This is a genomic window from Ruegeria sp. BE9 (genome assembly GCF_056538765.1).
Genome location: NZ_JBQFTS010000002.1, coordinates 152,200 through 167,255, shown reverse-complemented (window position 1 = coordinate 167,255; position 15,056 = coordinate 152,200). Strand labels below are relative to the sequence as shown.

Here is a 15,056-nt window from a genome sequence, read left to right as displayed (position 1 = left end):
ATGCGTGCCTTTGCTATTGCCGTTGCCTTAACACTGCCCCTAACAGCATTGGCGCAGGACCGGACCCCAATCCTGACCGATACGGTCGATGGGCACATCCTGCCCGGCTTTGCCGCCCTGATGGACACAACCGAAACACTGGCGCAGGTGGCGCAAGACGATTGTGCTGCGGATTCACCCCGGCTGCGGGCGGCCTATCACTCGGCCTTTGACGACTGGATTTCAGTTAGCCACCTGCGGTTTGGCCCTTCAGAGGTCAACGATCGCGCTTTTGCGCTAGCCTTCTGGCCTGACACCAAGGGGTTCACACCCAAAGCCCTGTCAGGGCTCATCGCCGCAGAAGACCAGGCAGTTAAAGCCCCTGAGGCTTTTGCCGAAACCTCAGTCGCCGGGAGGGGATTCTTTGCGCTGGAACAGATGCTCTACGATCCTCGCTTTGCAAAGCAAGGCAGTGCCGCTTATCGCTGCGCTCTGATTCAGGCGATCACCACAGATATCGGCATTAATGCGCACGCGATGGATAAGGATTGGGAGAGCTTTGCCGAAACCATCAAGCAGCCGGGCGAAGACAGCCCGTACCGGTCTGGCGATGAGGCAATGCAAGAACTCTACAAAGCCTTGGTGACGGGCCTGGAGTTCACAGGCGACACGCGTCTGGGCCGTCCGATGGGCACATTCGACCGACCGCGCCCCAACCGAGCCGAGGCCCGTCGTTCAGAACGATCCCTGCGTCATGTTGAACTGTCGCTTACCTCTCTGCGCGATCTGGCCCTCCGGCTTTCTGGAGACCATCCCAAAATCGCAGCCGATTTGGATGCTGCGTTCGACAAAGCCATAAGCCGGGCGCAAGCGCTGGAAGACCCAGCACTTGCCGGCGTGGCCGATCCTCAGGGGCGCTTCCGCGTCGAGGCTCTGCAACAGTCTATCAACGACATCCGCGCGATTGCCTCAACCGAGCTTGGCCCAACATTGGGCATCAACGCCGGCTTCAACTCCTTAGACGGGGACTAACCATGCCAAGCCGCCGACATTTTCTGGCTGGTCTGGCCGCAAGCGGCCTCGCACCTATGCAAGGCTGGGCATCAGTTGGCGCACCGGATTACTTAGCGGCGGCGCTGTTCCCGGATGGCAGTTATCGTCTGGCCGGGTTGAGTACAGGCGGCGAAATCCTGTTCTCTCTTCCCCTGCCCGCGCGCGGCCACGCGGCGGCGGCCCATCCCTACCGCGCTCAAGCAGTGGCCTTTGCCCGGCGGCCCGGCACTTTTGCGTTGGTCATTGACTGCAGTACCGGTACTGAAACTACTCGCCTGATTGCCCCCGAGGGTCGCCATTTCTATGGTCACGGCGTGTTCTCGCAAGACGGCAAACGATTATTCACCACCGAGAATGACTATGAGGCCGGAGAAGGAATGATTGGCGTTTGGGACACCGCCAACTACCGCCGGCTTGGCGAGTTTCCTTCGGGCGGGGTCGGCCCGCATGACATGCGTCTTTTACCAGATGGCAAGACGTTGGTTATCGCCAATGGCGGCATAGAAACCCACCCGGACATGGGCAGGACTAAACTGAATTTGCCGATTATGCAGCCCTACCTGACATACATGGATCTGAAGGGCGCAGTTCTGGAACAAGTTGAACTGCATCGGGCGTTGCACAAAAATTCAATCCGGCACTTGGCAGTGCGCGGCGATGGTTTGGTGGCTTTTGCAATGCAATGGCAAGGGGACAAGGTACAACACCCGCCACTGCTGGGCTTGCATCGTCTCGGAGTGGCACCGCGCCTACTATCAGCTGCCGACCCGGAACAAAGCACATTGCAAGGTTATGCAGGCAGCGTTGCCTTTTCCGGTGACGGAGAAACCGTTGCCATCACGTGCCCGCGCGGCAACGCCCTGCACCAATTCAATGTTTCAAACGGCCAACTTGCCGGTGTCTTCCCACTCGAGGACGTCTGCGGCCTTGGGCCCGGCACCGATGGATTTGTCTTCACCACGGGCACTGGGCTTGTAGGAAAACTCACGACTGAGGCCCGAATTTCCTCTCGGCCGGACTGCCAATGGGACAACCATCTGATCCCAATTCGACCGACTGCTTAAATTCGGCAAATCCCGTCACATAGATTACACTTGGACGAATCAAACTGCTGCCGTATTGGCGGGCGCTAAACTGGCACCCTACGTTAAGGACTGACTTGATTGAAACAGACGCCCGACGCACCGCATTCCATCTACGGGGTTGATAAATGGGGTAAAGGCCTCATCGAGGTGACAGAGCAGGGCGAGATAGGTCTGCGTAATCCTTTGGCCCCAGATGCCCATGCGATCAGCCTGCCCGGCATTCTCAGCGATCTGGACGACCGGGGCATTAAGGCGCCGATGCTACTACGCGTCAGCTCTTATCTGGAGCACGAGATCGCTCATCTGAACCAGAGCTTTCACGATGCCATCGCTCGGGTGGGTTATAAGGGCCAATACCGCGGTGTTTTCCCGATCAAGGTGAACCAACAGGCACAAGTCGTCGACCGGATCGTCGAGTTCGGCAAGAAATACGAATACGGGCTGGAGGCCGGCTCAAAGCCCGAACTGGTGATTGCGCTCGCCCACCGTCTGTCACGCGACGCCCTGATCGTCTGTAATGGTGTCAAAGATACAGAGTTCATTCAGCTGGCGATCCTCAGCCGCAAGATTGGCTTCAACACGGTCATCGTTCTGGAAAGCCCGAAAGAGGCCGACACGGTGATCGAGGTCTATAACGAGCTGGGCATCGAGCCCCTGATCGGCGTTCGAGTTAAACTAACCAACCAGATCAGCGGCAAGTGGGAAGAAAGCTCGGGCGACCGCTCGGCTTTTGGCATGAATACCGATCAGTTGGTTACGACCATCGACAAGCTCAAAGCCGCTGGCCTGCTGCATTGCCTCAAGCTGCAGCACTCGCATCTTGGGTCACAGGTGCAGGACGTGAATGACGTCCGCCGCGCCGTTGGCGAGGCCTGCCGCTACTACACCGAGCTGACCCGCGAAGGCGTACCGCTGAGCCATCTGGACCTCGGCGGTGGCATGGGCGTGGATTATACGGGTGAGAAAAAAGCGGCCGAGAACTCGATCAACTATACCGTCGCAGAGTACTGCTCTAACGTGGTGGAAACCGTGGCCTATGCGATGGACGAGGCCGAAGTTGGTCATCCAATACTGGTCACCGAAAGCGGGCGGGCGGTTGTCGCGACATCCTCGATGTTGGTGTTTAACGTGTTGGAAAGCACGCTCTACGACGCGGCTACCGCTCCTGCCGTCGAGGCCGACGACCACCACATCGTCGCGGACTTGGCGGCTGTGCACGGCTATCTGTCCAGCGACCGTCTGCAGGAATGCTGGAACGATGCCACCTTCTATCGCAACGAGCTTCGCGCCCTGTTCCGCCGCGGCTATGTCGACCTGCGCCAGATGGCCCGCGGAGAGCGCATCTACCTGTCCCTGATGGCTCGGATCAAAGCACTGGCGGCCAGCGATGAGCTGGAAACTGACGTGGATGACCAGCTTGAAAAGGTCGCCGACATCTACCACTGCAATTTCTCGCTGTTCCAATCCCTGCCCGATGTCTGGGCCATCGACCAGCTGCACCCAATCGTGCCGCTGCAAAACCTGAACCAGACACCGGACCGCCGCGCGGTTCTGTCTGACATCACTTGCGACAGCGACGGCAAGATCGACCGCTTCATACTGGCCGATGGTGTCTCGCCCAGCTTGCCGGTGCATTCGCTACCCGAAGATGAAGAATACTACATGGGTGTCTTCTTTGTCGGCGCCTATCAGGAAACACTTGGCGATTTGCACAATCTGTTTGGCGACACAAACGTCGTCACCATCGATCTGCGCGCCGACGGTGGCTTTGACCTGCTGCACGAACAAGAAGGCGACACGATCAGCCAGGTCCTGTCCTATGTGGAATTCGATCCGCAGGACTGCGTCGCGGCCTTCCGCAAAATGGTGGACGAGGCGATCTCGACAGGGACCCTCAAAGCCAAAGACCGCAAAACCCTGATGAGCGCCTATCGCGACTCGATCAACGGCTACACATATTACGAATAACCCCCTGTGAGAGGAGATTACCCCATGGGCAAAACACTGGTTGTCGGCGCAGGCGGCGTATCCCACGCCGCCGTCCACAAGATGGCGATGAATTCGGACATCTTCTCCGAAATCACCCTGGCCAGCCGGACTAAGTCGAAATGCGACGCCATCGCCAAAGCGGTGAAAGAGCGCGTGGGCGTTGATATCGCGACCGCCGAACTGGACGCCTACAAGGTCGAAGACACGGTCAAGCTGATCAAAGAGACCGGCGCGGAAATCCTCGTGAACCTCGCCCTGCCCTATCAGGATTTGGTGTTGATGGATGCGTGCCTTGAGGCCGGTATCAACTACCTCGACACGGCAAACTATGAGCCCGAGGACGAGGCCAAGTTCGAATACCATTGGCAATGGGCCTATCAAGAACGGTTCAAAGAGGCCGGCCTGACCGCCATCCTTGGCTCGGGCTTCGATCCGGGTGTGACATCCGTCTTCGCCAAATGGCTGAAGAAGCACAAACTGGACACCATTCGCCAGATCGATGTTCTGGACGCCAATGGCGGCTCGAACGATCAGGAGTTCGCGACCAACTTCAACCCGGAAATCAACCTGCGCGAAGTGCTGGCCGAGGTGCGCCACTGGGAAGGTGGTGAGTGGAAACATTCCCCCGCCATGACCCACAAGGTCGAGTTCGACTTCCCCGCCATCGGCCCCAAAAACATGTACCTGATGTATCACGAGGAACTGGAGTCGCTCTCGACCCATTTCCCCGAGATCGAACGCGCCCGCTTCTGGATGACCTTCGGCGATGCCTACATCACGCATGCCAAGGTGCTTGAGAATGTCGGCATGACCCGCATCGACCCGGTGATGCATGACGGCAAGGAGATCATCCCGATTCAGTTCCTGAAAACCTTGCTGCCCGATCCCGGCGATCTGGGTGCGGAAACCAAGGGCAAGGCCTGCATCGGCGACATCGCCACGGGTCAGGCCAAAGACGGCTCGGGTGAGAAGACCTATTACATCTACAACATCTGCGATCACGAAGAATGCTACGCCGAAGTTGGTTCGCAGGCTGTCAGCTACACCACAGGCGTTCCCGCTATGATTGGCGCGGCACAAGTTCTGAAAGGAAACTGGACCGAGCCCGGTGTTTGGAACATGGAACAGCTCGACCCGGACGACTTCATGGACATGCTGAACGAACACGGCCTGCCGTGGCAGGTCCACGAACTCGACGGCCCTGTTGAGTTCTAATCAGCTGGCTTGATTTGACCAAAAAACAGAAGGTCGGGGCTGTGTCCTCGGCCTTTCCACCTGAAGGAGACGCCGGTTATGTCCGACATGATGACCACACAGGCCGGTGACGCCGGTGCATTTCGTAAATTCGACCTCAGCCGTGTGCCAACCCCTTGCTTTGTCGTCGACGAAAAAGCTGTCGAACGGAATCTGACTGTCCTCTCCGATATCGGTGCTCGGTCCGGTGCGCATGTCCTCAGCGCCCTCAAGGCGTTTTCGATGTTCTCGCTTGCCCCGCTGGTGCGACAGCATCTCGGCGGCACCTGCGCCAGCGGCATCTACGAGGCGCGTCTGGGCCGCGAGGAATACGGCGGTGAGGTCGCGACGTTCTGTGCGGGCTACAAAGACGGTGACATAGACGAAATCCTGTCGCTGTCCGACCACATCATATTCAACTCTCCGGCGCAGAAGGACCGGTTCCTGGCCAAGGTGCAAGCCGCAGGTGTTCAGGTCGGTCTGCGCATCAACCCGGAGCATTCCGAAGGCGAGATCCCAAAATACGATCCCTGCGCGCCATGTTCACGCCTTGGAACTCCGGTTAGCCAACTAACCGAAGCCAGTCTGTCCGGAGTAGACGGCCTGCACATGCACACGCTCTGCGAACAGGGGTTCGAACCTTTGCAACGCACTTGGGCGGCTGTTGAGCCGAAACTCAAACCGTTTCTTGGCCAACTCAAATGGCTGAATTTCGGCGGTGGCCACCATATCACCCGCGACGACTATGACCGCGACGGGCTGGTGGCTTTCATCAGAACCATCCGTGATACATACGGAATCGACGTTTACCTCGAACCCGGTGAGGCGGTGGCATTGGACGCAGGTATTCTGGTCGGAGAAATCCTCGACCTGCCCACTAATGGCATGAATCTTGCGATCACCGACATCTCCGCCACCTGCCACATGCCCGACGTGATCGAGGCCCCCTATCGCCCCGCCCTGATGGACGAGGCTGACGCAGGTCATACCTACCGTCTGGGTGGCCCATCCTGTCTGGCCGGTGACGTGATCGGCGACTACACATGGGACCAGCCGTTGGAAATCGGCCAGCGCTTTGCCTTCCTCGATCAGGCGCATTATTCCATGGTCAAAACCAATACGTTTAACGGTGTTCCGCTGCCAACTATCGCCCTTTGGAACAGCGAAACGGACGAACTGAAGATCATCAAACAGTTCGGCTATGACGACTTTAAGGACAGACTCTCATGAGCATTTTTCTCGACAGTGAACTGACCGCGTCTGAGCGTACGGAAGACGCCCGCTTTCGCGTGATACCTGTGCCGCTGGAACGCACGGTTTCTTATGGCTCCGGCACTGCCAAGGGCCCTGAGGCCATTATCGAGGCCAGCAATGAGTTGGAGCGCATCACCGGCCACGCCGAACCCTGTGTCGAGGGCATTTTCACCGAAGAACCCGTGGATTGTGACGCGTCGCTGTCCGAGATTATGGAGCGCCTTGCTCAGCGCACCGAAGCTGCCATTCGCGCAGGCAAGGTGCCGGTAACGTTGGGCGGAGAACACTCGCTCAGTTACGGAGCTGTTATGGGCGTGGCGCGCGCGTTGAACCAGCCGATTGGCATAGTCCAGATCGACGCCCATGCCGACCTGCGCAACGCTTACCAGGGCGAGAAACACTCCCACGCATCGGTCATGCATCTGCTGGCCGAGGAAGGTGTCCGCCTTGCCCAGTTCGGCGTCCGTGCGTTCTCAACCGAAGAAGCCAAAAGCCGTCTGAAAAACCACGTCTTCCACGTGGACGCCGAGGAGTTGGTCACCGGCAATATCCACGCCGTCGACCTGCCCGAAGACTTCCCCGAGCTGGTCTATGTCAGCTTTGATGTTGATGGGCTGGACCCGTCGCAAATGCCCGCCACAGGAACACCCGTGCCGGGCGGTTTGGGTTACTATCAGGCGCTGCGGTTGGTCGAGCATGCCCTGAAAGGCCGTAAGTGCGTGGGTTTCGACGTTGTTGAACTGGCCCCCGACGGCAACGCCGCCTGGGACTTTACTGCAGCTCAAATCGTCTATCGCCTGATGGCCGCCTGTTAGTCCTCAGCCGTTTCGTTCAGCTCCATGTGGCCTTCGCCCTTGTTCAGGACCCGGCGTAGCATGGGCTCGAAGAACTCCAGCGGTTTTGTCGGATAGTTCGGGTCGAATGCCTTCTGATCGTATTCGTGACAGAAATAGCGGCAGTCCTCCCAATAGGGGCTGTCGCGATACTTGTCGCGGGCATTGCGATCTCCACCAAGGAAGTGGTTGTAGTAATAACCCTGGAACACACAGTGGTGCTTGAGAATCCAATGAGTTCGCTCACTGACGTAGGGCTTCATCATCGCCGCTGACAGCTCACCATGGTTGTAAGGCGACAGGATATCCCCGGTGTCATGGATCAGAGCGGCAACGACCAGCTCTTCATCAGCACCGTCCTCGTAAGCCCGCGTCGCGGCCTGCAATGAATGCTGATACCGGTTGACCGGATAAGGCGTCCATTCTTCGTCCAGCGAACGGATCGCATCAAGGATCCGATCGGGAAGTGCGGCGTTGAACTCCTCTTCATAGTCCATAACAGCGTCCCAGTCTGCCTGCGTGGCTTCTTCAAAACTGGTCCAGGTGGGTTTGTGGCTTTTGTCCAGCATCGCGCGATCCTTTGGCTAGTCTGTTGGATTTAGGCTATCGCAAACCTGATGTTCAAAAAAATGAATTGATTTTATCGAACCGATGAAAAAATACTTTCGATATGCAAACAACAGCCATCGAAACCTTTCTGTGCGTGGCCGAGACCGGCGGCTTCCATGCTGCGGCTCGAAAGTTGAACGTGACGCAGACCGCTGTCAGCGCACGCATTCGCTCGATTGAGGAAGAGACCGGAAAACCTTTGTTCACGCGCGGTGCGGGGGGAACCAGATTGACAGACTTCGGGCGGCAGTTCCGCCCCTATGCCGAACAAATGCTGTCATTGTGGACGTTCGCATCGCGAGAGCTGCCTGCACAAACACAGAATCGCGCGGCCCTGCGTTTGGGCGCGCAGCTCAGTATCTGGGATCCTTTGCTGGTCGACTTGGCCATACAGTTCGAACATCGACTTGGGCAACTGCTGTTGACCCTAAACTACGATCACGACTTGAACGTAACTGAGGCCGTGGCGACGCATGTTCTGGATGCCGCGCTTACGCACGAACGTCCTTCGGATCCCCGTGTCACGTTTCAAGAGCTGGCACCGGAACGATTGCTGTTCGTAACAACTCCAAACACTGATGATCCCGTTTTCGTCAACTTAGAGCTAGGAGAGGTTTATCAGGACCACGTGCGTTCCGCCGCAAGACAAGCCTCGGGGCAGACTGTTTTCTTGGGTAATTGCATGATGGCCTTGCGCTACGTCCTCCGGCGCGGTGGGTCAGGATATTTCCCGGAATACGTCATCCGAGAGCACATATCGGAAGGCAAACTTATCCCCGTTCCCAAAAGCATGGATTTAATGATGCCAGTCTATCTGGTGACCCGGCCAGACAGCACTTCAAACGAAGATATCCTCACGTGTCTCACCGACCTGCGCCCTGAAAACTAGGCTTCGGACAGCGTAGGCTGGGTTTTTCGGGATCCGCTTGGCAACAGAGGCCGACCCGCAATCAACAGGAAAAAACAGGAGATCAATATTCCGATGATCGCCGGAAGATACAACAACACCCACATGTCGGGATCATCGATAACCACGGGTGATACAAAGCCCCGCACGCCTTCCAGAAGAACCAGAATCGTGAAAGCGCCCAGTATCTGAGGCCACAGGCCAAAGCGTGAAAAGCTGCCCAACATCAAAGTCGCGTAGCCAGCCATTGCTACGGCTACGCAGATCGCAATCCAGGAAAACCGCTGGTGCAGTTCATCTACCATTTCGCCTTCGGTGAAACCTTCGGCCTCACTGATAGCGGCACGATCTTGCATTAATTCAAGAGTCGGGACCGCTTCGAGGCTGCGTGTCGCCATATCGTTGGAATTGGTAAGCCCGGAGATATCGTAAGAGGCGTCCTCGAAAAGCGTCGAAGACAGCGTTCGGCCAAGCTGATCCAAACGCAAAGCGATACCATCCACCATAACCAGATGGATACCGGCGCCATTGTTCACAAGATAGGCCGTTTTGCTGGAGTAACTGACCGGGTTTTGCACGTCTCGGCGATCAGACACGAAGACCTCGTGCAACGTCCCGTCCAGATCAATGCTGCCGATATACACCGTCACACCCGGAGTTGGGTGCAGAAACTCCCCTTCATTCAGTAATTGCGCAGTCACATCTCCCGCGACTTCGGCCTGGCGTTGTTCTAGCTGCTCGACCGATGCGGGGCGCAAAAAGACGCTAATGGTGGCCATCATCAGCCCGGCGACAAGCCCGAACAGGAACACCGCGCGGGCCAGCCGCCATGGGCTGGAACCCGTGGCTAGCATCACCGTAAGCTCACTTTCGCGGCTCAACCTGTTGGTGGCATAGACCGCGGCCGCGAAAACCGCCATTGGCATGACTGTTCGGATCAGGGTTGGCAACGTTAGCGCGGTGAATTCCAAAAACACCATGGCCGACTGACCACCACTGATGACGCGATCAAACAGGCTGACGGACCGGGTGATCCAGAACACGCCGACCAGAACCAAAGTGAAAAAGCCGAACAGAATCAGCAATTGCCGCAGGAAGTATCCATCAAAGCGCGACATGAAACCCCATCCGTCTGTCCTAATTCCAGCAGACACTATTCCATTCGCCAGCCCGAGGAAACCGCGATTGGACTACAGGCGTTAAATTGCACAGTCTGCAATACCGCGATTTTCATACATCTCTGTGAGAATGGCAGGGGCAGCAGGGTTCGAACCCGCGACCTACGGTTTTGGAGACCGTCGCTCTACCAACTGAGCTATACCCCTAAGGTGCGCCCCAGATATGACAGCCGCGCGGCGGACTCAAGAGGCTTTTTCAGATTCCACGCGACTAATGCAAACGACAAACAAGTTGCGCGCCGCGATGAGTTCTATAAGACACGGTTTGGTCAGCACGAGGGACCTCATCCGTGAGCATACGCAAAAAGATCGCAGACAGCGAAGCCGTCCTGAACTGGGCGGCCCGACGGATTGCAAGCTATATCCGGATGGTCAACCGCAACACGCGCTGGCAACGCATTGGCTACGAGGAACTTGATCAACTTGCCGAACAAGGCGAGCCGGTCATCGTCGTTTTGTGGCACCAACGGCTGGCGCAATCGCCCTATTTCTTTCCATTGGAAAAAGGGCGCATCTGCTCAATCACATCTTCCGCGCGGGCAGGCAGCATGGTGGGACGGGTGCAAAAACTGTTTGGCATGGACACGATAGCCATGGCCAGCAAACACAAGAGTAACGTTGCTGTGTCACGCGAAGTGCTGGGCAAGATGAAGCAGGGGATTTCCATCGGCATCGCCGCCGATGGCCCACGCGGACCGGAACGGATACTATCTACGGTGCCGCTGGTCTGGGCGCGCACTTCGGGCAAACGCGTATTCGGGATCACCTTTTCCGCGGAGCATGGCAGCGAAGCGGGAACCTGGGACAGGCTGCTACTGCCCCGCCCCTGGCGCAACAAGGGTGTGTTTCTTTGCCGCGAATGGACGGAAACCGTGCCGCGCAAAGCTTCGGAAGAACAGATCGAAGAACTGCGTTTAAGCCTTGAACATCACATGAATGAAATCACAGCCGAAGCTGACCGTATGGTTGGTCGTGAGCCTTGGTCGCCGAAAGACTAACCGCCCCTCAAACGCTGCATCAGATAGATTTCTGATCCTTCTGGAATCGGTTCGGTCAACCCACTAGCAATGACGCGCCCATCAATTGCGATGGACACTCCTGCATTTATGGGACCCTGTAACTGCGGGTGGATCCGAACCAGCTCTTTCAGTAGTTCGCCGGTGGTTTTGGCCTGAACCTCAACCACCTGCTGACCCCCGGTCAAAGACCGGAGGCCAGACCAGAGATGGACCTCAACCATTGTCCTTGAGCGCTGCCAGAATACGCGGCGGCGACATCGGCAGTTGCTTCATCCGCACGCCCGCTGCATGGGACACAGCGTTCGCAATGGCAGCCAAAGGCGGCACGATCCCGGTTTCACCTACACCACGAACACCGAATGGGTGGCCGGGGTTGGGCACTTCGACGATCACCGTGTCGATCATCGGCAGATCGCTGGCAACCGGGATACGGTAGTCGAGGAAGATCGAGTTCTGCAGGCGACCGTCCTCGCCATAAATGTATTCCTCGTTCAGCGCCCAACCGATGCCCTGCGCGGCACCGCCCTGATATTGGCCTTCAACATAGGTGGGGTGGATCGCCTTACCGGCGTCCTGAATCACCGTATAGCGGATCACGCTGGTTTTGCCGGTTTCCGGGTCCACCTCGGCATCGACGATGTGGGTACCGAAGGACACGCCCGCGCCCTCGGGGGTGGCTTCGAAATGGCCAGAGATCGGACCACCGGTCGCGCCCATATCTGCGGTGATATCGGCCAGTGGAACAGGGTCGAAATCGCCTGCGTTCGGGCCCGAAGGCACCGCACAGCCGTTTTCCCATTTCACCGCATCCACCGGGATACCCCATTTGACCGCCGCGCGTTCACACAGTTTCTCGACCGCGTGTCTAGCCGCTTTGATGGTCGCCAGACCCGACGCGTAGGTTACGCGCGAACCGTGCGAAACATCGTTGTAGCCCAGCGTTGCCGTGTCCGCGATAGTGACCCGGATATTCTCGTAGGGGATGCCCAGCACCTCAGCCGCCATCAGCGCCATGGATGCCCGCGAACCACCGATGTCGGGTGTACCGACCATCAATTGGGCCGAGCCATCCTCGGACAGGGCCAGCGACACCGAGGTCTCACCGCCGTGGTTGAACCAGAACCCACACGAAATCCCGCGCCCCTGCCCCGGCTTCAGCGGAGCCGAGTAATGCGGATGCGCTTTTGCGGCCTCGAGCGTTTCAACCAACCCGATACGTTCATAGCGGGGTCCGTAACTGGCCTTGGTTCCTTCATGCGCCGCGTTTTTTAGGCGGACTTCGATAGGATCAAGACCCAGCTTTTTGCACAGTTCATCAATCACCGATTCAACGGCGAATGCACCCATGGGGGCACCTGGCGCACGGTATGCGGCCTGTTTTGGGCGGTTGGCCATAACATCATAGCCGACCTGTTTGACGTTGGTCAGATTGTAGGGCGCAAAGGCGCACATGGCTGTCATATCGCCGGGCGCGCCGGGAAACGCACCACCCTGCAGGCGAAACACGCCCTGCGCGGCGGAAATGGTGCCGTCCTTCTTCATCCCGATCTTGATGTCCATCGAAGCGGACGAAGTGGGGCCAGTCGCTCGGAACACCTCGGATCGGGTCATCACAACTTTGACCGGGCGGTTCGCCTTTCGGCTCAACGCCAGCGCAACGGGTTCGATGAAGACAGTGGTCTTGCCACCGAAACCACCGCCAATCTCGGACGCTGTTACACGCAGCTGCGAGGTCTCAATCCCCAGCAACGCCGCACAGGTTTTTTGAGCGATCCAGTGGCCTTGCGTGGTGCACCAAAGCTCACCTTTGCCATCATTGCCCAACATACCCAGACAGGCGTGAGGCTCGATATAACCCTGATGGGTCGCCTCGGTGGCGAAACTGTCTTCGATCACCAGATCGGCTTCGGCAAAGCCGGCCTCGACATCGCCGTGCCCACTTTCGTGATAGCGCACGACGTTCGGGTGCATCCCTTCGGGTACGGAGTAGTCCGCAGCACCTTCGCGGATCACCGGAGCATCCGGAGCCATTGCTTTGTCCACGTCAGTCACGTGGGGCAGCACTTCGTATTCGACTTCGATCAGCTTCAGCGCATCACGCGCTGACAGAGCAGATGTTGCTGCAACTGCCGCGACCGCGTGACCGTCATACAGAGCCTTTTCGCCTGCCATGACGTTTTCCAATACGTTCCAGAACTCGCCTTCAAGCCCCGGTTGGAACGGCACATCCGCAAAGTCCGCGCGCGTGACGACTGCTTTGACGTCCTTGTGTGCCTCGGCCTTCGAGGTGTCGATCTTTACGATCCGCGCATGGGCGTGAGGCGAGCGCAGGATTGCGCCGTGCAGCATCCCGGGGGCGGACATATCCGCGCCGAACTTTGCCCGACCAGTAACCTTATCCAAACCATCGGGACGGTTCGGGCGGGTGCCAACGAAAGTGAATTCCGATTTGCGATCGTCGAGTGCCATTACGAAGCCTCCCGCAGTTCTTCCGCCGTTTCCATTACGGCGCGAATGATCTTGTCATAACCGGTGCAGCGGCAAAGGTTACCAGCCAGCCAGTACCGGGTTTCTTCTTCGGTCGGGTTCGGGTTTTTCTCCAACAGCGACTTGGCCGCGACCAGGATACCCGGCGTGCAGATGCCGCACTGAAGCGCCGCGTGCTCAATGAACTTCTGCTGCAGCGGGTGCAGTACGTCGCCGTCCGCGATGCCTTCGACGGTTTCGATGGTTTTACCATCAGCCTCGACCCCCAGCATCAGGCATGAGCAGACGAGACGACCATCAACCGTGACCGAGCACGCACCGCAATCGCCTGTACCGCAGCCCTCTTTCGCGCCGGTCAGGTTCAGCTTGTCGCGCAGGCAGTCCAGCAGGGTTTCGCGCGGATCACACAGGTATTCAACCGTGTCCCCATTTACGGTGGTGGATACGTGGAACTTGCTCATGCTTGTTCTCCCTTCGCGCGGGCATAGGCGATTTTCGCGGCGCGCTTGGCCAGAACGCCAGCGACTTCGGTGCGGAATGCAATAGTGCCGCGTTTATCATCGATCGGGTTACAGGCAGCTGATGCCGCGGTGGCCAACGCGTCCAGCGCGGCCTCATCAAGCGTACTGCCGATGATGGCCTTGGCGCAGTCTTCGACCAGCAGAACGGTCGGGGCCACAGCACCCAACGAAACGCGCGCCTCAGTGATGGTGTCGCCGTCCAGACGCAGGTTAACACCCACGCCGACCACGGCGATGTCCATTTCCGTGCGCGGGATGAAGCGCAGGTAGGCGTCGCCGCCATTCTCACCACGCGCGGGAATTTTGACTGCCGAGATCACTTCACCCTTGGTCAGCGACGTCTTGCCGGGGCCGGTCGGGATGTTTTCAACAGCGACCTCACGATCTCCATCGGGTCCGGTCACGATGACCGTGACGCCCGCAGCAACCATCGCAGGCACGGAATCAGCCGCCGGCGATCCGTTACACAGGTTACCAGTCAGCGTCGCACGCCCTTGCACCTGGGTCGAACCGATAAGGTCCATCGCCTCGACCACACCGGGCCAATCGCGGCTAAGCGCGGGATGTTCGCTCATCTCAGCACCGGTAGCTGCGACACCCAACGTCCAGCTGCCGTCGGGATTGCGGCTAATGTCTCGCACGCCTTCGATTTTCTTGATGTCGATCAGCGTATCAGGCGTCACCAGTTCCGAGCGCAGCTGCACCAAAACATCCGTGCCGCCTGCCAAAAACCGCGTGATGCCCGTCGCATTTGCGGCCAGAGCCGACGCCTCGGCAAAGCTGGCGGGGCTGTGATAATCCATGAAGTTACCTCGCACCTGTTGATCAGGATTCACTGGGGTTCGCGGGGGACGTTAGTGCAGCAGCCTTGCGGCGTCCATGGCAGGAGCGACCAATTTTTTTGTTACT

At 58.1% G+C, this 15,056-nt stretch carries 14 protein-coding genes and 1 tRNA gene; 8 read left to right on the top strand and 7 right to left on the bottom strand.

The genetic code is table 11. From position 1 onward, the window contains the following. From ACR0EO_RS07490 to speB, 6 genes are all read left to right on the top strand, one after another. On the top strand, positions 1–1,011 hold the full coding sequence (locus ACR0EO_RS07490) for an imelysin family protein (RefSeq protein ID WP_480688519.1): 1,011 nt from the start codon (positions 1–3) through the stop codon (positions 1,009–1,011). A 2-nt stretch (positions 1,012–1,013) separates the two neighbouring features. Continuing rightward, positions 1,014–2,096: a DUF1513 domain-containing protein gene (locus tag ACR0EO_RS07485; protein ID WP_480688517.1), complete on the top strand. Its 1,083-nt coding sequence runs from the start codon at positions 1,014–1,016 to the stop codon at positions 2,094–2,096. 99 nt (positions 2,097–2,195) lie between these two features. Continuing rightward, positions 2,196–4,085 (top strand): biosynthetic arginine decarboxylase, encoded by a 1,890-nt coding sequence (gene speA, locus ACR0EO_RS07480; RefSeq protein WP_480688515.1) that lies wholly within the window; start codon positions 2,196–2,198, stop codon positions 4,083–4,085. Positions 4,086–4,109: 24 nt separating this feature from the next. Next, positions 4,110–5,321, top strand: a complete 1,212-nt coding sequence (locus ACR0EO_RS07475; RefSeq protein ID WP_480688513.1) for a saccharopine dehydrogenase family protein — start codon at positions 4,110–4,112, stop codon at positions 5,319–5,321. A 78-nt stretch (positions 5,322–5,399) separates the two neighbouring features. Then, positions 5,400–6,569, top strand: a complete 1,170-nt coding sequence (nspC, locus tag ACR0EO_RS07470) for a carboxynorspermidine decarboxylase (protein WP_480688511.1) — start codon at positions 5,400–5,402, stop codon at positions 6,567–6,569. Further along, on the top strand, positions 6,566–7,408 hold the full coding sequence (gene speB / locus ACR0EO_RS07465; RefSeq protein ID WP_480688509.1) for an agmatinase: 843 nt from the start codon (positions 6,566–6,568) through the stop codon (positions 7,406–7,408). Before nspC ends, speB begins: the two co-directional genes overlap by 4 nt. Here speB and ACR0EO_RS07460 read toward each other — a convergent pair. Next, positions 7,405–7,995, bottom strand: a complete 591-nt coding sequence (locus tag ACR0EO_RS07460; protein WP_480688507.1) for an HD domain-containing protein — start codon at positions 7,993–7,995, stop codon at positions 7,405–7,407. The two genes, speB and ACR0EO_RS07460, sit on opposite strands and share 4 nt — an antisense overlap. A gap of 101 nt (positions 7,996–8,096) precedes the next feature. On the opposite strand from ACR0EO_RS07460, the gene ACR0EO_RS07455 reads away from it, so the two are divergent. Further along, positions 8,097–8,924 (top strand): LysR family transcriptional regulator, encoded by an 828-nt coding sequence (locus tag ACR0EO_RS07455; RefSeq protein ID WP_480688505.1) that lies wholly within the window; start codon positions 8,097–8,099, stop codon positions 8,922–8,924. Here the strand turns inward: ACR0EO_RS07455 and lptF are convergent. Both lptF and ACR0EO_RS07445 read right to left on the bottom strand, forming a co-directional pair. After that, entirely contained in the window at positions 8,921–10,060 is a 1,140-nt protein-coding gene (gene lptF, locus ACR0EO_RS07450; RefSeq protein WP_480688503.1) for an LPS export ABC transporter permease LptF, read from the bottom strand. The genes ACR0EO_RS07455 and lptF overlap by 4 nt on opposite strands. A 131-nt stretch (positions 10,061–10,191) precedes the next feature. Next, a tRNA-Trp gene (locus ACR0EO_RS07445) sits at positions 10,192–10,267 on the bottom strand. Between the two features lie 143 nt (positions 10,268–10,410). Between ACR0EO_RS07445 and ACR0EO_RS07440 the strand changes: the two genes are divergently transcribed. After that, positions 10,411–11,118, top strand: a complete 708-nt coding sequence (locus ACR0EO_RS07440) for a lysophospholipid acyltransferase family protein (RefSeq protein WP_480688501.1) — start codon at positions 10,411–10,413, stop codon at positions 11,116–11,118. Here the strand turns inward: ACR0EO_RS07440 and ACR0EO_RS07435 are convergent. From ACR0EO_RS07435 to ACR0EO_RS07420, 4 genes are read right to left on the bottom strand one after another with little or no spacing between them, the layout of a single operon-like run. Next, complete coding sequence (locus ACR0EO_RS07435; RefSeq protein ID WP_480688500.1) at positions 11,115–11,360, bottom strand: MoaD/ThiS family protein; 246 nt, start codon at positions 11,358–11,360, stop codon at positions 11,115–11,117. The genes ACR0EO_RS07440 and ACR0EO_RS07435 overlap by 4 nt on opposite strands. Continuing rightward, entirely contained in the window at positions 11,353–13,608 is a 2,256-nt protein-coding gene (locus ACR0EO_RS07430) for a xanthine dehydrogenase family protein molybdopterin-binding subunit (protein ID WP_480688499.1), read from the bottom strand. Before ACR0EO_RS07430 ends, ACR0EO_RS07435 begins: the two co-directional genes overlap by 8 nt. Continuing rightward, positions 13,608–14,087 carry a (2Fe-2S)-binding protein gene (locus tag ACR0EO_RS07425; RefSeq protein WP_480688498.1) on the bottom strand — a complete coding sequence of 160 codons (480 nt, stop codon included), beginning with the start codon at positions 14,085–14,087 and terminating at the stop codon, positions 13,608–13,610. Before ACR0EO_RS07425 ends, ACR0EO_RS07430 begins: the two co-directional genes overlap by 1 nt. Further along, positions 14,084–14,950 (bottom strand): FAD binding domain-containing protein, encoded by an 867-nt coding sequence (locus ACR0EO_RS07420; RefSeq protein WP_480688497.1) that lies wholly within the window; start codon positions 14,948–14,950, stop codon positions 14,084–14,086. Before ACR0EO_RS07420 ends, ACR0EO_RS07425 begins: the two co-directional genes overlap by 4 nt. Positions 14,951–15,056 lie beyond the last annotated feature (106 nt).